The 18,271-nt window shown below is 64.4% G+C and carries 7 protein-coding genes; 1 reads left to right on the top strand and 6 read right to left on the bottom strand.

All coding sequences use genetic code 11. The features are described 5' to 3' along the window. Positions 1 to 2 precede the first annotated feature (2 nt). Positions 3 to 464, bottom strand: a complete 462-nt coding sequence (gene purE / locus H9X80_RS02890; protein WP_204792842.1) for a 5-(carboxyamino)imidazole ribonucleotide mutase — start codon at positions 462 to 464, stop codon at positions 3 to 5. A 188-nt stretch (positions 465 to 652) separates the two neighbouring features. On the opposite strand from purE, the gene H9X80_RS02885 reads away from it, so the two are divergent. After that, complete coding sequence (locus tag H9X80_RS02885) at positions 653 to 1,534, top strand: PfkB family carbohydrate kinase (RefSeq protein ID WP_204792841.1); 882 nt, start codon at positions 653 to 655, stop codon at positions 1,532 to 1,534. 141 nt (positions 1,535 to 1,675) lie between these two features. On the opposite strand, the gene H9X80_RS02880 is transcribed toward H9X80_RS02885, so the two are convergent. From H9X80_RS02880 to H9X80_RS02860, 5 genes are all read right to left on the bottom strand, one after another. After that, complete coding sequence (locus H9X80_RS02880; protein ID WP_204792840.1) at positions 1,676 to 3,181, bottom strand: DUF6273 domain-containing protein; 1,506 nt, start codon at positions 3,179 to 3,181, stop codon at positions 1,676 to 1,678. Between the two features lie 260 nt (positions 3,182 to 3,441). Continuing rightward, entirely contained in the window at positions 3,442 to 4,239 is a 798-nt protein-coding gene (locus tag H9X80_RS02875) for a hypothetical protein (protein ID WP_204792839.1), read from the bottom strand. 172 nt (positions 4,240 to 4,411) lie between these two features. Further along, positions 4,412 to 6,196 carry an ABC transporter ATP-binding protein gene (locus H9X80_RS02870; RefSeq protein ID WP_204792838.1) on the bottom strand — a complete coding sequence of 595 codons (1,785 nt, stop codon included), beginning with the start codon at positions 6,194 to 6,196 and terminating at the stop codon, positions 4,412 to 4,414. 136 nt (positions 6,197 to 6,332) lie between these two features. Then, a complete protein-coding gene (locus H9X80_RS02865; protein ID WP_204792837.1) occupies positions 6,333 to 6,632 on the bottom strand; it encodes a MarR family transcriptional regulator in 300 nt (99 codons plus the stop codon). A 72-nt stretch (positions 6,633 to 6,704) separates the two neighbouring features. After that, positions 6,705 to 18,197, bottom strand: coding sequence for a Spy0128 family protein (locus tag H9X80_RS02860; protein ID WP_204792836.1), 11,493 nt, complete (start codon positions 18,195 to 18,197; stop codon positions 6,705 to 6,707). Positions 18,198 to 18,271: the final 74 nt, after the last annotated feature.

Here is an 18,271-nt window from a genome sequence, read left to right as displayed (position 1 = left end):
CCCTACGCCTCGGCCATCTGTCGCTTGAACTCCACGATCTTCTCGCGATACTCGGGCATGGTGGCGCCGAGGATCTGCGTGGCATAGATGGCGGCGTTCTTGGCCCCGTTGATGGCCACGCACGCCACCGGCACGCCGGAGGGCATCTGAACCATGGAGAGCAGCGAGTCCATGCCACCGAGGTCGGAGGTCTTCATCGGCACGCCGATGATGGGCAGCGGGGTGAACGCAGCCACCACGCCGCCGAGGTGGGCCGCCTTGCCGGCAGCGGCAATGATGACCTTGAGGCCGCGCTCGGCGGCGCTTCCGGCCCATTCGTGGACCTTCTCGGGGTTGCGGTGCGCGCTGGCAACAACCAGCTCGTACGGAACGCCGAGCTCTTCGAGCTGCGCGGTGCAGGCTTCCATCGTGGGCATGTCTGACTTGGAACCCATGATGATTCCAACGAGCGGCTGGTCTGCCATGTTGCTCCTCTCGATTGGCTACAGCCCTTTAGTATACGCAACCTGCACGGACGCGTCCCGACGGCAGGAAGTGCGCACGCCGCCATGAAACCAGCACGTTTCGCCCGCGCCGGCACCCACGGGCCCGTAAAGGTCTATCCTTTGCCCCTGTACGCTGGTCCATCAGTCCGCGGACAAAGGAGAATCCCATGAACACAGCCAGCAACCTGCACCTGTACGAGCGCAAGGGCGCCTACCTGCCACGCGTGGCGGCCGTCCACGACCTCTGCGGCTACGGCAAGTGCTCCCTCGGCGTGGCGATCCCGGTGCTCTCGGCGGCGGGCATCGACGTCTGCCCGGTCCCCACGTCGCTCTTCTCGGCGCACACGCGCTTCCCCAAGTTCTACATGCACGACACCACGCCCATGCTGGGCGAGTACCTCGACGCCTGGCGCGAGGAGGGCATTGACCTCGACGGCGTCTACTCGGGCTTCCTCGGCTCGGCCGAGCAGGTTGACGCCATCCTGCGCCTCTACCGCGAGTACCCGCGCGCCCTCAGGATCGTCGACCCGGTGATGGGCGACGGCGGCTCCAAGTACCCCACCTACACCGACGAGATGTGCGAGGCCACCAAGGGCCTCGTTGACGGCGCCGACGTCCTCACGCCCAACCTCACCGAGGCGTCCATCATCACCGGCATCCCCTACGAGGGCCAGGACGTGGACGAGGCCTACGTCCGCCGCATGGCCGACGCCCTGCTTGAGATGGGCGCTAAGTCCGTGGTCCTCAAGGGCGTGGTCCACGCCGGCGAGAGCGTCATCCGCAACTACGTGGCCGTGGCCGGCGGGGACGGCATGGTGGAGGAGGTCTCCGGCGAGCTTCTGCCCTACATGCTGCACGGCACCGGCGACCTCTTTGCCTCCGGCCTCACCGCGGCCATCTACACCGGCCGTGACCTGCGCTCCTCCGTGGAGTTTGCGAGCTCGCTGGTGCGCCACGCCATGCAGATCACCCCGGCGCAGCCGGACTACGAGGTGCGCGGCGTGAGCTTCGAGAGCGTCCTCGGCGACGTCACCGCGCTGCTCGCGTAGCCCGAGCGCCACGCTCGGGCACCCCGGGCAAGGCCGGCCCCACCACAACGGCTCAAAAAGGGCGGGCGAGAAGAACCTCGATCACGGTACTTCTCGCCCGCCCGTTGTCTGTAGGATGGTCCTCGTAGGTCAGTCGAAGGGCTACAGGCAGAACCCCATGACGATGGCGTTCTCCGTGGCCGGTCGGTGACCGTAGGCGCTCTGGCCTTCCGGCCCCACGACGACAAACCAGCGGTCGTTTGCCACGTCCGGGCTGCGCAGCCACCAGTAGCCACCGGACGGGATGATGAGCTCGGGGCTCGGCTGGGCCCACGTGATGCCGAGGTCGGAGAAGAGCTGGTACTGCGGGCCCTCGTACTCGTAGAGGCCGTAGCGATTGCTGCCGGAGCCCGGCTCGCCGACCACCTCGGAGTAGGACGGCACCCAGAGCTTGTCCTCGGTGACGTCCTGGCCCACCTCGCCGGTGCCGGCGGGCGGGTTGGTGGTCTTCTCCACGCTCACGATCAGGTCGGACACCTCACTCGGCAGCTCGCCGATGAGGCTCTGGTTCATCCAGGGACGCAGCGTGGACTCCTCCCAACCGCCCACGAGCTGGCCGGTTGCGTTCATGGCCTGCTCGGAGACGCCGTCCTCGGAGAGCAGCGTGATGCCTGCCGGACCGGAGCCGTCGGCCTTCTGGTCCTGGCGGAAGCCGACCACGCGCATGGTGACCTCAGTGCCGTCGGAAAGCTCCAGCGACTTGGCCTGTGTACCATCTAGGGTGCCGTCCGCCCCGCAGAGATGGTAGGTCTCGGCAATCTCCAGGCCCTCGGCGTCGGAAGAGGCGCCGGCGATGAGGGCGGAGATCTGCGAGAGCTCCTCCCAGGAGTAGTCCTCCACCGTCGCGCGAACCTCGGGCGCGCCCTCGGGGAGCTGCGAGCCCGCCTCATCCGGCTGCTCCTCGGCGGAGTCATCGGGCTGGATGGGGTCAATGCTGCCGTCCGAGGGAGGCTGGACCTGCGGCGCCGGTGCGTCGTCGGGGCTGAACGGCCCCAGCCAGCTCGTGGACACCACGCCGACGAATGCCGCCACGAGGACGGCGGCCACCGCAAGGGCGCCGACAACTATGCCGATGCGGCGACGGTCAAGCGACCTCGCACGGTCGGCGGCCCGCCTGGCGCCGGCGGCGACGCGACGGGCGGCACCGCGGAGGAGATTCCCGGACGAGTCCCGAGCGTCCTGTCCGGAAGCGGCGGCGTCGGGCTCGGCGGCAGGCTCGGCCTGGCGCTCGGCCTCCCGTTCGCGCTCCTGCCATTCCCGCTCGTCGGGGGACCAGACGCGCTGGCTCGGGGGAACGGACGCGGAGCCGGGGTGGCCATGGGAGGCATACGGGCGCGGCGACCTTGGTCGCACGCGGGTTGCGCGAGGCGGCGGGACAACGGGCATCAGCGGGACGGCACCCAGGCCAACCGGCTCGAGCGGCTCCTCGAGCTTCTTGGACGCCGGGAGGTCCTCGGGGTCAACCTCCTGATCCGCCCCGAGGCCGCCGGCCCCGATCACGGCAGTGTCAGTCAACTCCTCCTCGGTGGGCTGGTCCACGGGAGCACCGCAGGCGGGGCAGAACCTCGCGCGCCCGGGCAGCTCCTCACCGCAGTTCCCGCACCTCATGGACGACCTCCCCTGTCACCTTCTTGCACGCTACCAAAGTAGCATGACCAGGGAGGCCGCGCCCATCTCAAATCAAGCTTAGAAGCTGGCTTTTCGCTAAGTTGAACCAAAGCACCGGTAAGAAGCACGTAGGACGGGACGCCTATAGGCCACACATGCCAAGAGCGTCGGCTCTTCTCGCCAGCCCGTGCCCGGGCGTCGCCTTGCGGCCCACCCGGTGGCCCACCTGCGGGCCGCCCCGCGGGACGGCCAGGCCGCCCCTAGTTGCCGCTCAGGATCTGGACCGGGGTGAACGAAGTGGTAATCTGGTCGCGCAGCTCGTCCTGGACCGCGTCGTCGATGCCGGTGATGTGGCAGGAGAACTGCACGCCCGCCTCGGACTGCGTCTTGGTCCAGACGAAGGTCATGAACGACGTCACGTCACCGGTTGGCTTGAGGAAGCCGAAGAGCGAGGACTGCTGAATCTTGCCGTCGGGGTCCGTGTGGACGTTCACGTGGTAGACCACGGTGTTGATGTTGGGGTTGAGCAGCGCGTTCACGGCAAACGCCGTGGCCTGCACCTGTGAGCCGGCAAAGCACTCCAGCGCGTTCTCCGAGCTGGTGTCGATGACGGTGACCTCCACGCGGCCGGTGTTCTCGTCCGCCTCCTGGACGGTGAAGTCCTCCGGGAACTGCGTGAAGCCGTTGCCCCACTCCACGCCACCGGAGAGCGCCGAGGCCACGGTGCGGACGTTGGCCTCCTCGGCCAGGTTGGCGGTGTTGGCACGGCGAATGAGGCCAAAGGCCACCTGGCCCACAACCACGGCCACCAGGAAGACCGCCACAAAGAGCACGGCCGTCTTGGCGATGACCTTGCCGACGTTGGAGCCGGAGGGATCGTCCTCCGAGAGGGGGTCCACATCAAGTGAGACGCCCTTCTCCTTGCGGTGCGCGCGCTGCCGACGGGCGCGCTCCTCGTCCGTGTGACCCGTGTGGTCGACGCGCGAGAACAGCTCCTCGGCCTCGTCGGCCGTGAGGGCGCCCTTCTGGATGCGCGCGATCTCGCTCTTCTTAGCCATGCGTTCTCTTCCCGTCACAGATGCGGCGACGACCTCCGGTCACGTGCGCCGGGCTCCAAGCGGAGTAGCTTCAATCCCTCACAGTATACGCAATTCCGCCCCCGCAGACGCCCCGCAGGGCCCTCACGCATCCCGCACGGCGAGAAGAACCCGCAATAGGCCGCCCCCGCGTCTACCGAGCGTCCCGCGCCGCGGTCGCCGCCGGCTCCGCGCCGTCCGCGAACTGCATGTGGTAGTAGCGCGCGTACGTGCCGCCCAGAGCCAGCAGCTCCTCGTGGGTGCCGCGCTCAGAGACCCGGCCGTGCTCCATCGTGACGATCTCGTCAGCGTTCTTGATGGTGGAGAGCCTGTGTGCGATGACGAGCGTGGTGCGCCCGCGAGAGAGCTCGGCCAGCGACTCCTGGACGGCCTGCTCGGACTCGTTGTCCAGGGCCGAGGTCGCCTCGTCAAAGATGAGAATCGGCGGGTTCTTGAGGAACACGCGCGCAATGGCCACGCGCTGCTTCTGGCCGCCGGAGAGGTGGCTGCCGCGCTCGCCCACTTGGGTCTGGTAGCCCTCCGGCAGGCTCTCGATAAACTCCGCAATATTGGCGCGGCGCGTGGCCTCGCGAATCTGCTCGTCCGTGGCGTCCGGGCTGCCGTAGGCGATGTTCTCCGCGATGGTGCCGTCAAAGAGGTAGACGTCCTGCTGCACCAGGCCGATGGCCTCGCGCAGGCTCCGCTGCGTGACGGAGCGCACGTCCTGGCCGTCGATCGTAATGGAGCCGGAGTCAACGTCGTAGAAGCGCGGCAGCAGCGAGCAGGTGGTGGACTTGCCGCCGCCCGAGGGCCCCACCAGCGCGATGGTCTCCCCGGGGCGGATGTCCAGCGTGAGGCCGCGGATGACCTCCTCGTCCTTGCGGCCGTCCGCCTCCGCGTAGGCAAAGTGGACGTCCTGGTAGCTGATGGCGCCCTCGCTTACCACGAGGTCGGGCGCGCCGGGGGCGTCCTGGATGTCCGGCTGCGCGTCCAGCACCTCGCAGAAGCGGCGGAAGCCCGCGATGGCCTTCTGGAAGGTCTCCGTGAAGTCCAGGATGGACTGGATGGGCGAGGTGAAGAGCGTGATGTAGAGCGCGTAGGTGGCAAGGTCGATGGCCTGCATCTGCCCTTGCGCGATGAGCCAGCCGCCCAGGACCACCACGGCCGTGTTGAGCGCTCCCATCATGACCGCGATGGCCGCCTGGTAGCGGCCCATGGCGCGATACATCCGGGTCTTGGAGTCCAGGTAGGCGTCGTTGGAGGCGCGGAACTTGGCGCGCTCCACGTCCTCCGCAGCAAAGCTCTTGACCACGCGCATGCCGCTGAGCGCGTCCTCCAGGCGGGAGTTGACGCCGGAGATGCGCACGCGGTTCTCCGTGTAGACCGCGCGCATGCGGAAGTTGGCGTAGGCGTTGTAGGCCACCAGCAGCACCGCGATGAGTGCCAGCACGGCCGTGAGCGGCACGTTGATGGTGGAGAGGATGATGAAGCTGCCCGTGACCTCCACCACGCCGATGAGGACGAACTCCGGGCCGTGGTGGGCGGCCTCGGCGATGTCAAAAAGGTCCGAGACCAGGCGGCTCATGAGGTCGCCCGACTTGTTGTGGTCAAAGAAGCTGAAGCTCTGGCGCGCATAGGCGTCAAAGAGGTCCTCGCGCATGCGGCTCTCCATGCGCGCGCCCATCACGTGACCCCAGAAGATCACGAAGTAGCGGCACGCAAAGCGGACGGCGTACATGGCCACGAGGCCTACGGCCAGGTAGGCCAGCGCCCCCATGATGGCGCCCGCGCCCTCCGTGAAGAGGCCGCCCGTGAGGGTGCGCAGGATCTGCGGGAACGCGAGGTCGATGCCGGCCACCGCGATGGCGGCGATGGTGTCGATGACAAAGAGGTGCAGCTGGCCCTTGTAGTAGGTCAGAAAGCGCGAGAAGAGCGACATGAACGACTCCGGTCTGGGTTGGCGCGAGACATGCCGCACTAGGGTAGCACCGCCGCCCCCACCGCAGGCACCGCAGCAGCGAGAAGAACCTGGGGCCGTTGTGGCAGCGATGCGGATGGGCGGCGGATTCGCTGCGTTACGACGCCTCGCTCGCCGCCTCCGCGGCGCGTCGCGCGTCCTTGTTGCGCGCCAGCCGATAGGAATTGGGAAGCTGTGCTCCGTTCTTGTCCCACACGGGCTTGGAGACGATCAGCCCCTCCTCCCGCAGATGGGCGACAAGACGGTCGATGGTCTTGCGGTTCCGTCCGAGTGCCTCGGCCATCTCGGCCTTTGAGCACGACTTTCCCTCGCGCTCGGCCACATAGAGGAGTATGCGGCGCTCCGTCGGCGTCAGGCGCTTGGGAGCCGCCTTGGCCCTCTGGTCCGCATTGCTCATACCTACCACCTCTTAAAGAAGGCGGCCGACGCCCCCGCAGGGACGCCGGCCGCGCTCGGTCTATCTTGGCAGTTACCTGCCCTGGTGCTTCCTCAGCGCCCAGGCGCCGCCGGCCAGCGCCACGCCACATGCGATCAGGACGGCAGGCAGCACGGAACTCGTGTGGTCGCCCGTGTCGGGAATCTCGGGCTCAGGCGTCGGTGCCGCGGGCTCGGGCTCCTGTGGCTCGGGCGCCGCGGGCTCCACGTAGGTGTTGGTGAACACCGGCAGCTCGACCTTGTCGTTGTAGGTGAGACCGGTCACCAGGAGGTGCCCGTTGCCGTCGTCTGTGACGGTGACCTTGGCGGTATAGACCATGTCGTCGTAGGTCACGCCCTCAGCGTCGCCCTTAACCTCAGCGATGTCGAAGGTGTACTCACCGACGCCACCGAACACCTGGGTGTCGAAGGCGAACGAGCCGTCCTCGGCGTTGGTGACCGTCTGAAGCACCTTGCCGGTGTCGTGGTCACGGAGCTCGAAGCTGAACTCGCCGGCCGCAAGCTCACGTCCGTCAAGCACCTTGGAGCCGCCAAAGACGACGGTCGCAGGGGCCGTGGAGTAGGAGTTGTGGAAGGTGAGCTGGTTGACAGGCTCGCCAGCCGAGTTCTTGACGGTCCAGGCAACGCTCAGGCTGCCATCGCCGTTGTCGGTCACGTGCGCCGTCACCTGGTAGACGGCCTGGTCGAAGGTCACGCCGCCCTGGCCGCCGTTCACCTCGGCGAGCGTGTAGGCGTAGTCGCCCGGCTCGTTGAAGGTGATGGCCGGAAGCTCAACGTTGCCATTGGCGTCGTTGGTGCCCTGGGACACCACGGTGCCGTTGGCGTCGGTCAGCGCGAACCCAAACTCGCCCTCGGTCATGGCGCGGCCGGTCAGCTCCTTGCCGATGGTAATGTGACCGGTACCCGTGGCACCGTCGTCACCGGTCGGGGTCTCCTGCGTCGGAGTCACGGCGTAGGTGTTGGTGAAGCTGAACTCAGCGCCAGTGGCCTGGTCAGTGGCCACGGAGATCGTGCCGTCGCCGTTGTCGGTCACCGTGACCGTGAAGGTCTTGGAGGCCGCGGCGTCGTTGGTCACGCCCGCAACGGTGCCGGACTCGGTCACCGTGTAGGTGAAGGTCTTGGTGCGGACCGCGGACTTGGCGGCCACGCTGGCCTCGTCCGTCGCGGCCTCGTCGGTCGCCGCCGCCTGGCCGCCGGTGTCGCCGAACACGCCCTCCATGGTGAACGTGACGTCACCAAAGTTGACGTTGCCCGCGGCGTCGTTGGTAGCCGTGGTGGTAGCGGGCATCGGAGCGCCCTCGGAGCCGGTCAGCGTGAAGCTGTACTTACCGGCGATGTCAGGCGCGTTGTTGCCAGACTGGATGTTCAGGACCTTGGCACCGTTGATGTTGAGCGTGGCCTGGCCGGTCTCGCCCTCACCGTAGGCGTTGCGGAACTGGAGGCTGTCGCCACCATCGGGGTAGGCGACCGCGATGCCCAGCGTGCCGTCGTTGTTGTCCGTCACCGTAACCGTGATCTGGAAGCTACCGGCGATGGCGGTCACGCCCTCGTCGAAGCTCGCCTGATCCTCGGCCACCGTGTAGGTGTAGGTGAACGTGTCCTTGCCGTCGACCTGACTGTAGCTGGCAAGGCCGTTCTCGACGTCGTCGAGCATGCCGTCCTTGGTGTAGTCGATCGCGCTGAAGGTCACGTTGCCGTTGGCATCGTTGGTGCCGGTGGCAACCTGGTTGCCGCTGGCGTCGGTCACGTTGAAGGTGAACTCGCCGTCCGTCATCGGGCGGTTGGTCAGAGACTTGGTGGCGTTGATCGTCACGTTGCCCTCACCGTCACCGCCGAGCGTGCCGGTGGCCTCGTAGCTGTTGGAGAAGGGCACGATAGCCTGCGGGTCGTCCGTCGTCTCGTCGTTGTCGTAGACGTAGGACTGGTTGTAGCCGTTGTCAGCGGACACCGTGGTGGTCACCTTGATGCCGCCCTGGCCGTCGTCGGCCGTGGTGATGGTCACCGTGTAGACGGTGTCATCGTTGGTGTAGCCGAACTCGCCACCCTTGGTCTCCCGCACCGTGTAGGTGTAGGTGTCGTCAGCGTCGTCCTGCGTGAACGTGGCGTCGGAGAAGATCTCGGCCATGCTCATGGCGGTGCCATTGTCATCCATCGTTGCAGCCGTGGACTTCACGACCTTGGACATGCCGTCGAAGCCAGCCTTGTCGGCCGAGGCCTGGTCAGCAGCGGTCACCGTGAACTCGAACTGGTCGTCCGCGATGTCATGGTTGGTCAGGCTCTTCTGGATCCAGAGACCACCCTGGCCCTCGGCGCCGAAGTCAAGCGAGGTAGCGTACTCGTTGGTGAAGGTGCCGTTGGCAACCGTCGCGGAGGCGATATACCCGCCGTGCAGGTTATCGGAGACGGTGACGGTCACCGTGGCGGTGTGGGTATCGTACTGGATGCCCGCGTTGGAGCCGGGTAGCTCAGTCACCGTATAGGTGTAGGTGCCGGCCTGGTCATAGGTGATCGGACCGAAGGCGAAGTTGGCAAAGTCGTAGCCCTCGTCGTTGGTGCCGGTCTTGGCGTTCACCGTCACTTCGGTCTGCTCGGGCAGGTAGTTCGCGGACGCAGAGTCAGCCGCCTCGACCTTGAAGGTGAACTCGTCACCGTTCCACGCCTTGCCGGTCAGGACCTTGCGCAGCGTGAAGCTGCCCTCACCCGTAGTGGGAAGCGTGGTGGTGCCGCCCGCCTTGTAGGTGTTGGTGAAGGTCAGGCCGTGGTCGGAGGTGACCGTGGCGGACGGCGTCAGCGTGCCGTCATAGTTATCGACAACGCTCACCTCGATGACGCGCTGCGCGCCGTCGTAGGTCACGCCGTTGCTCTGGACACCCTCGGTCGCGTGGTCGTCATCCTGCGGCATCTGCTCGTTCACGTAGAACGTGTAGTTGCCGGGCTTGCTGAAAGTGATGTCGCCGAACGCGGCCTTGTGGCCGGTGGTCTCGTTGGTGATCGTGATGCCAGAGGCGTTCTCCGGGAGCGTGGCGCCCTCGGGGTTCGCCTCGTCGGCGGTCAGCTCGAAGGTGAAGCTGTCGCCATCCTGCCAATCGCGGCCGTCAATCACCTTGGTGACCTCGAGGTTCTCAGCACCGGAGAGGGTGCCGGGGTTCTCACCGTCAACCTTGTAGGTGTTGGTCCAGTTGGCGTCACCCTCAGCCTCGGCCGCAGCCTCAAGCTGGCCGTTGCCGTTGTCGACCACCGTCACCGTGATGGTGCGGACATGATCATCGTAGGTCATGCCAGCGGTCGGGCCAACGAAGCCATCGTCGCCGGGCTGCTGCTCGGAGATGGTGAAGGTGTAGGTGCCAGCCTGGTCGAACACGATGTTGCCGAAGTTGAACGGCACCTGAGCGCCGTCGGAGTAGGCGCCCTGCACGACCTCCATCGTGTCGGGCATGTGGATGGTGCCGTCGGCGATGGCCTGCTGCGTGGGCTGGTCGCCCGCGGCAAGGATGAACGTGAAGCTGTCATCGTTCGTCCAGTCACGGCCGGAGAGGGTCTTGGTACCGCCCAGGTTGGCAGAGCCGTTGAGCGTGGCGCTGCCCTCGGTCGCGTAGCTGTTGTTGAACGCGACCGCAGTAGCCTCGGCCCAGTTCTCGCCGTCCGTGGACTTCTCAACCTTCGTGGACGAGGTACCGTCCTGCGCCACCGTGACCGTCACCTTGTACTGGGTGCCGTCGTAGGTGAAGCCGGGCTGGCCGTCGTTCTGCTCGGTGACGAGGTACACGTAGTCACCAGGTGCATCGTAGGACACGTCCTTCAGCACGTCGAGCGAAGCGGTCCAGCTGCCATCCTCGTTCTGAGTGGGCTCGCCGTTGGTCACGGCCTGGGTGCCCTCGCCCATCGGAGCCCCATCCTGCGGCTCCACAGTGAAGGTGAACTGGCCGTTGGACATGTCAGCGCCGGTCATGGACTTGGTGCCTTCAAGCGAGACGGGCTTGTCCATCTTAAAGGCTGCATTGTTCACCCACGTGAGGTCGCCGGCGGTCTGGGTGACATTGAAACCGCCCTGGCCGTTGTCCTCCGCCTTGAAGGTTATGGTGTGGGTGGACTCGTCGTAGCCCATGCCATCGATGCCGGTGTTCTGCTCGGTGATCAGGTAGGTGTACTCGCCAGCCTGAGTGATGGCAGCCTTGCCGAAGTCAATCGTGGCGTCGTTGCCGCTTTCAGGCTTGATGGTAACCGTACCGGTCCAGCTGGACTCGTCCCGAGAGGTGACGGTCACGCCGTCGGGCACGGGCACATCGGCACCGGCGTTCACCATGAAGGTGAATTCGTCGCCGGGCTGGAAGTCACGGCCCTCGAGGTGCTTGGTGCCACTGAAGGACAGGTCGAAGCCTTCGGTGTTATATGCGTTGGTGAACGCGGCGGCACCGGTCACGGCCTTGTCACCGTCGGTGGTTGCCGTGCTGTTGTCGTAGGACACCTGCGCGGACAGCGTGCCGTCGGCCTGGTTCTCAAACACGGCTACTGTCACCGTGGCGGTGTGGTCGTCGTAGCTCAGGGAACCGTCACCCGGGTTCTCGGTGATCTCGTACACGTAGGTGCCAGCCTGCGTGAACGTCATGTCGCCGAACTGCGCGGTGGCAACGTTGCCCTCGGCCGGCTTGCCCACCGTGATGGTGTCGTTCTCCGGCATCGGCGCGCTCTCCAGGCCCTCGGGCTTCTGGATGTTCTTGATGGTGAAGCCGAACTCCTCGCCGTCAGCCCAATCGCGACCGGTCAGGGTCTTCTGCACCGTGATGGCGCTGTCACCGCTGATCGTGGTGCCCGTGGGCTGGTAGGTGTTGGTGAAGGTAAGGCCCTCGCTCCGCTCGGCATTGACCGTAGCGATCAGGTTGCCCTTGGTGTCGTCGTTCACGTCAACCACGATGGTGCGCTCGGCATCGGTGTCGTTGGTCACGCCCTCAACGACGCCGGACTCCGTCACCGTGAAGATGTAGGTGCCAGCCGCACGGAACGTGATGTTGCCGAAGCTCGCCGCGAAGTTGGGCGTGTTCGCGTTGATGGTCAGCTGCGTCTGGGCAGGCATGATCACCTTGGACGCATCACCGTCGGTGAGCGCCAGCGCGAACGTCCACTCGTCGCCCTCGTACCAGTCACGGCCCTCAAGGTTCTTGGAGACCGTCAGGTTCTGCGCACCGTCGAGCGTTGCGAAGTTGGGCTGGTAAACGTTGGTGAAGGTTGCCACGTCAACGGACTCGGTGCTGCCGGTATAGCCCTCCTCGCTGGAGCCGAATCCGTCGTCGTCCTTGGTCTGGGTAATCTCGGACGTGACGGTCAGCGTGCCGTTGCCGTTGTCGGTTGCGGTCACGACCACGTTGTACTCGGCCAGCGAGTAGTAAACGCCGTCGATCGCGTTCTCCTGGACCTCAGCCAGCGTGTAGTTGTACGTGCCGGGACGCGTGTAGGTGATGTCGCCGAAGGCCACGCTCTCATGGTTGTCCTTCGTCAGGTCAACCGTCGCCACGCCACCGGTGCGGCCGCCGGGCATAGGCACGCTATCGGCTGCCATCGTCTGGCCGTCGACCGTGCTCTCCTGAGCGGTCAGCATCGCCTTGAACGAATCGCCGTCAAGCCACTCGTCGTTCGCGCGACCGGTGAGGCTCTTCGTGACCTTGATTGCCTCTTCGCCATTCCCGGACAGGGTGCCGGAGGTGGTGTAGGCGTTTGTGAAGGTCGGGTTGTTGCCGTCGATGCCCGTGATGACGAGCTTGGCGTCCTGATCCGCAACGCGGACCGTGATCTCGTGCGTGGAGCCGTCGTAGGTCCAGCCGGCCTTGTCGGTCGTGGTGGTCTCGTCGATGACGAACTTGTAGTCGCCCGCCTTGGTGAAGGTCACGCCCGCGAACGCCTTGGTCTCGGTGGAGTCGGCAGCGATGTTGTCAGACGTCGTGACCTCAACGCCGTCGAACGGGGTCTTGTCGTCGCCCGTACCCTCGAACACGTTGGAGCCGTCCTGGCCGTCAGCCAGCTTGAGGCTGAACGTGAACGCCTCGGTAGCCGGAGCGCCCGTGACGCTCTTCGTCACCTTGATGTTGGTGTCGACGCTCGTGTCGTCGGTCGTGGTGATCTCGCCGGGGGCGTAGCTGTTGGTGAACGCGGCAACGGTCTTGCAACCCTTGTCGGCGTCGGTCTTGGCCTGCGAGTTGTCGTAGCTCACCGCGGCGTCGAGCTGACCATCGTTGCCCTCGTCGGTCACGGTCACGGTCACGACGGAGGTGTGCGTGTCGTAGGTCCAACCGGCCGGGTCGTCCACGCCGTCATGCGCCTGGACCTCGGTCACGTTGAACTGGTAGGTGCCCTCAGCCTTGAAGGTGATGCCGCCGAAGGTGGTCGTGCTGGCCTTCTCCTGGGTCACGCCACCGTCGATGGTGGCGGTGCCGTCGTTGCCCTCGGCGGGCTCGACGTTGTTGGCCCACACCTCCTCGGTGTTGGTCTCGTCGACGATGGGCTCGAGCTTGAACTTGAAGTTCTCGTCGGAGTCAGCACCGGTCACGGTCTTCTGGACGTTGATCTGCTGGTCAGCGCCCTCGCCGCCCACGGTGATGCTGTTGGCATGATAGCTGTTGGTCACCTGGACCGGGCTGCCGTTCACGCTCTGGATGTAGAGGTTGCCGTCGTACTCACCCTTGTCATTGAGGTCGGTCACCACAACGGTGATCTGGTGCGCTTCGGTCACGCCGTCACCGTTGGCGTCGTCGAAGGTCCAGCCAGCGTCAACGACGGGCTGGTCCTCCTGCACGTTGAAGGTGTAGTTGCCCGGCTCGGTGAAGGTCAGCTGGCCGAAGTCCACGGTTTGGGACTCGCCCTTGGCGATGCTGCCCGTGGTGTGCGTGGTCAGCTTGCCGTCGGTCAGGCCCGTGACCTTTTCACCGTAGTCCTCAGCCGGCGTCAGCGTGAAGGAGTACTCCACGCCTTCAGGCGAGGGAGCGCCCTCGACGGTCTTGGTCACCTGCAGCGGATGCTCGGCATCCTCGCCGCCGGCGGTCGTGCCTTTGGGGTTGTAGTCGTTCACGAAGCCGAAGGTCGGAGCGGTATAGCCGTCGGCGCTGGAATCAGCGTGATCCACGACAACTTTGTTGACGCTCTTGCCCTTGGCGTTCTTGATCTTGGTCACTGTGGTCACGGTGTGCATGGTGCTGTCACCGTTGTCGATAACCTGGATCTCGACCTTGTACTGGCTCTGGTCGTAGTCGACCTCGGGCAGCGCCTGGCCCTCGGCCGGGTCGGACTCGTCCACGATGTAGGTGAACGTCTTGCCCGCATCGTCCTGGTCGAAGGTCAGGTTCTGGAGCTGCTTCATGGTCACCGTGCCGTTCATCTCGGCAGCGGTGTTGGTGAAGGTCTCGTACGCCTTATCCTCGCCCTCGGGAGTGATGGTGAAGCTAAAGTCACCCTCGGCCATCGGGCGGTCGAGCATCTGCTTGGTCACGTTGATGCCGCCCGCGCCGTTAGCGCCGTAGTTCATCTCGGCCTGATAGGTGTTGTCGAACACGGCCTTGTCGGTCTCGCTGTGGCTCTGGTTGCTGTAGGAGGGCATGGCGGTCATGGTGCCGTCATGGTTGTCCTTGACTTCCACGGTCACGGTGCAGACGTTCTTGTCATAGGTGAGGCCGTTGCCGTCCGTGGTCTCATCGCCGTACTGGTTGGCGACCTCGTTCACCTGGAAGGTGTAGGTGCCGGCGACGGAGAAGGTCATGTCCTTGAAGTTGAAGTACATGTCCTGGTCACTCTGAGAGACGGTCGCGTACTCGGCCGCGTTCAGCACCTGGACGTAGGCGTCCCCGTCCTTCGGGTCAGGCGTGGCCGGGCCACCCGTCTGGGTGAGCTGGAAGTAGAAGGTCTCGCCTTCCTTCATCTCGCGGCCGGTCAGCTTCTTGGTGCCATGGATGGCGTCTTTGCCCGCGAGCGTGGCATCGGCCGGATCGTAGGTGTTGTTGAAGACAATGTCCTGGGGATCGAGGTCAGGCGTGGCCACGATGATCTTCTGGCCCGGGTTCTCCGGATCATCGATCTCGGACACAGCAACCTTGACGGTGTACTTGGTGTCCTCGTCATAGGTCATGCCCTGCTCGCTACCCTTGAGCTCGCTGACCTCGTATACGAAGGTCTTACCCACGGCGTTGCCGTCGTAGCTAATGGTCGGGAAGCCAAACTCGTAACCCGTGTTGTTGGTCGTCACGGCATGGTTCTCGTCGGCGGTATCCGGCATCGGAACGTCAGCCGCGTCAACCGTGTAGTGGTCGGCGCTGCCGCCCTCGGTCTCGTAACCGCCGAGCGCCTTCAGCTGGAAGGTAAACTTGTCGGCGTTGATCGGGTTCTTGCCGGTCGTGTCGGTGTAGTTCTTGGTGCCGTCGATGTTGGTCGTAGCGGCATCGAGGTTGTAGTTGTTGGTGAACACCATCGTGTTGTTATCGATGGTGGGCTGAGACTGCGGCGTATGGCCCTCGTCGTCCAGACGCTGCTCGATGGTCACGGAGTCGACCACGAGGTTGCCGGTACCGTTATCGCTCACGTTCACCACAACGCGATAGCGCGCAGCGGAGTAGTCGATGCCGGGGATGGTCTGAATGCCGTCGCTTACCTCGGTCACAGCGTAGCGATACTCGCCGGGCTGCGTGAAGGTGATGTCGCCGAAGGCCTTCGTGTAGTCGGCGGTCTCGTCATCGACCTTGATGGTGGTCTCGTCAGGCTCGGGGGCTGCAGTACCGTTCGGACCGGCAAGGCCATCGATCGCGAAGGTGAACTCGTCGGTGTCGCGCCAATCGCGGCCGGTCAGGTTCTTCTTAACCTGCAGCTTGGCGTTGGTGCTCAGGTTCACGTCCTCGGCGTGGTACTGGTTGACAAAGGAGAGAGACGCCTGCGAACCGGCGGGGATGGTGCCGGTCACGATGCCGTCGGTGGTGTTGGTGTTCTCAACGTCGGTCTGCGAGGTGGTGTCAGACGTGACGGTGAAGCCGTTCTGACCCACGCCCTGCTCGGTCACCGTGAACTTGGCGCCCGAGGCCAGACCGTCGATGCGCACCGTGGTGCCGCCGTTGACCTGGATGCTCGCCTTGCCGTCGTCGGTGAAGGTCACCTGGCCGGATGCGGTCTCGGCGTTATCCACGTAGTAGTTGTACGTGCCGCTGATGGGCTTGTCGTTCGCATCCGTGAGCGAGATGTCGAAGATGAAGGAGTTCTTGTCCTGCTGGGTCTGGTCGGAGCCGTTGGTCCAGTCGACCGTCTTCTTGATCTCGAGGGAGCCGGGCATCGGGTAGCTGATCTTGCCGTTATTGCCGAGCGCCTGGGACACCTCGTTGACGCCACTCCAGGAAGGAACGAGAGCGGTTTCGGCGGTGTCGGTTTTATTCTCAAACTTGTCGGTGTTGAGCGTGGCAGGACGGTCGGTGCGCTGGGTGTGCGCCGGCATGTAGGCGTTGCCGTACCCGCTGCCCCACTGAACGAAGGCGATGTGGCTGAACTCGGAGCCGTCGCGGTTGACGGCAACGGACGTCGTACGCTGCTCATAGCCGCCGTTTTCGGTCTGCACGTAGTAGGTGTCCTGATAGTAAACCTTATTGTACTGATCGATGTTCTGGCGCGTCGCGCGTTCCGTGCACGCCTCGTCCACGTAGAGCGGCGTGTCGGAGGTGTAGTAGTAGAACTTGTTGGCCTCGTTCGGCGTGAAAACGGCCGTGGTGTCGCCGCTGCCGTTGGTGTAGAGGTTAGTGTAGAAGTCGAGGGTCTGCTTGTCGGCGGAGACGTTGTTCTGCGCGATGGCGTCGTACACATCGCCGGAACCTGTGTTGATGGCATCCTCCGCACCCTGCTTGAGGCTCACGCCGTAGAAGAGACGGATGGGGTACGCCTTAGAGACGGTCATCGTTTTGTTGTCGGCGTTGACGTCATAGTTGCGCAGCGGGATGAGGGATGCCGGGATGGTCACCTGGACAAGGTCGCCCTGGGCCGCGTCATTGTAGTGCGTCACCTTGACGGAGATGTCGGAGAGGTTGGCTGCGCCGTACACGGCGTTGCCGGCCACCTGGCCATCGAAGTGGTACGTATAGACGGTGCCACCCTGAATCTGCTGCTCGTCGCGAGACTTGCTTGTGTAGAGCTGGTCTGCATAGGCCAGCTGCATTTTGTCAGCACCCGCGCCGGTGCCGGTAACTTCCATGTAAGAACCGAGCCGGTCGGTGAAGGTCAGGTTGCCGGGAGTCTCCTGCGCGCCCGCTTGCGTGATGCTCTGGATAGGCGAGCCGGAGCCAGTACTCTGCGACTCCTGCTGGAAGATGTCCTCGAAAATAGAATCCAGTTCATTCGCGTTCGTCGCCGACTTATAGTAGTCACTTTCCGGCGCACGCTGCCCAAGGTTGTTATAGCTCTGCGCGTTGGGATAGTTGCTCGAGACGCCGTGCATGTAGCCGTTGAAATCCTGCTCGGTGTCAGACGGATTCGCATCACCAAAGACGCCAATCGAGTAGATGGTCGTACCATCGTTCTTCAGCTGGCGGGCAACATCGATGGCATCGTTTGCCACCGCGCCGTTCCAGCCGCTGCTGTGGTTCGGCTCGCCATCGGTAAAGAAGATGACTACCTTCTTGGCATTATCTCGAGCGCCAAGATAGGTATCGTTATCCCAATGATTACCGTGATAGCCACCTTCGAACACATCCTGTGCAAGGCTCAGGCCCATATCGGCCGATGTTGCGCCGCCGGCACGAATCGCTCTAACGTCGGATTTAAGCGCGTCGGCATCCGACGTGAAGTCAGAAACGACCTGAGTGTAGTTGTAGGAAGAGCTGCCGCCCTCACCGCGATCGTTGCCGATTTCATACCTGTAGGTGTCGCCCGCGAACTTTACAATGGAGATGCGGCTCTTGTCGTCGGGGTTCTGGATGGAGCTGTTTGATTCGTTCGCCGTGTCGATGAACCCGTTAACGGCTTCCTTGAGGGCATCGATCTTGTCCTCGCCCTCGACATATTGATACACCTGCGTGCCGTTAGGATCGTCAGCTGACGTCTTGGGGGTCACATCATGACGAGTAGAGGACCATCCCCAACCGGTCTCATAATACCAGCCTTGCCTGTCATGGCTAATCTCCTGGTACTCGCCGTTGAGCTCAATGTAATATGTGGGTGCACCCCAGTTTGTACGAAGGTCGTAAACCGGCTCATACGATTCCATGGGGTCGTCCATCGAACCGGACACATCGAGCACAAGCACGATGTCGAGCGGCTGGCTCGTCGTGATGGTCTCGGTCAGGTTCGAGGTGGAGGACAGGGCAGACAGGCCGACGACGAAGTCGGAGTCACCCTTCTGCACAGAGCCGCTCAGCTGGCCCTGGAAGGTGTAATCCGTGTTGAACACGCTCTTGTCGGTCCAGATACGGCCGACGTTCTGCGTAGAGGTCTCGCCGCCAGGAGCGGTGTAGTTCTCCCACGCATTGGTGGTGTCGGGGTCGACGGACGTGGTGCCACTCGCTGCCGCTCGCGCAGCCATCGGTGAGGCAACCGCTGCGGCAACAATCGCTACGACAACGATTGCTGCTGCAGCAAAGATCCCCCACTTCCGCT

Origin of the sequence: Olsenella profusa, from assembly GCF_016900315.1 — a bacterium.
Classification (GTDB): Bacteria; Actinomycetota; Coriobacteriia; order Coriobacteriales; family Atopobiaceae; genus Thermophilibacter; species Thermophilibacter profusus_A.
The sequence above is the reverse complement of the archived record's forward strand: the minus strand, read 5'-3'. Positions and strand labels throughout refer to the sequence as shown.

What these genes read in the sequence shown, in the direction of transcription:
- H9X80_RS02860 (WP_204792836.1), bottom strand. Translation starts at nt 18,197, where the DNA reads ATGGCTGCGCGAGCGGCAGCGAGTGGCACCACGTCCGTCGACCCCGAC.
- H9X80_RS02885 (WP_204792841.1), top strand. Translation starts at nt 653, where the DNA reads ATGAACACAGCCAGCAACCTGCACCTGTACGAGCGCAAGGGCGCCTAC.
- H9X80_RS02865 (WP_204792837.1), bottom strand. Translation starts at nt 6,632, where the DNA reads ATGAGCAATGCGGACCAGAGGGCCAAGGCGGCTCCCAAGCGCCTGACG.
- H9X80_RS02880 (WP_204792840.1), bottom strand. Translation starts at nt 3,181, where the DNA reads ATGAGGTGCGGGAACTGCGGTGAGGAGCTGCCCGGGCGCGCGAGGTTC.
- H9X80_RS02870 (WP_204792838.1), bottom strand. Translation starts at nt 6,196, where the DNA reads ATGTCGCTCTTCTCGCGCTTTCTGACCTACTACAAGGGCCAGCTGCAC.
- purE (WP_204792842.1), bottom strand. Translation starts at nt 464, where the DNA reads ATGGCAGACCAGCCGCTCGTTGGAATCATCATGGGTTCCAAGTCAGAC.
- H9X80_RS02875 (WP_204792839.1), bottom strand. Translation starts at nt 4,239, where the DNA reads ATGGCTAAGAAGAGCGAGATCGCGCGCATCCAGAAGGGCGCCCTCACG.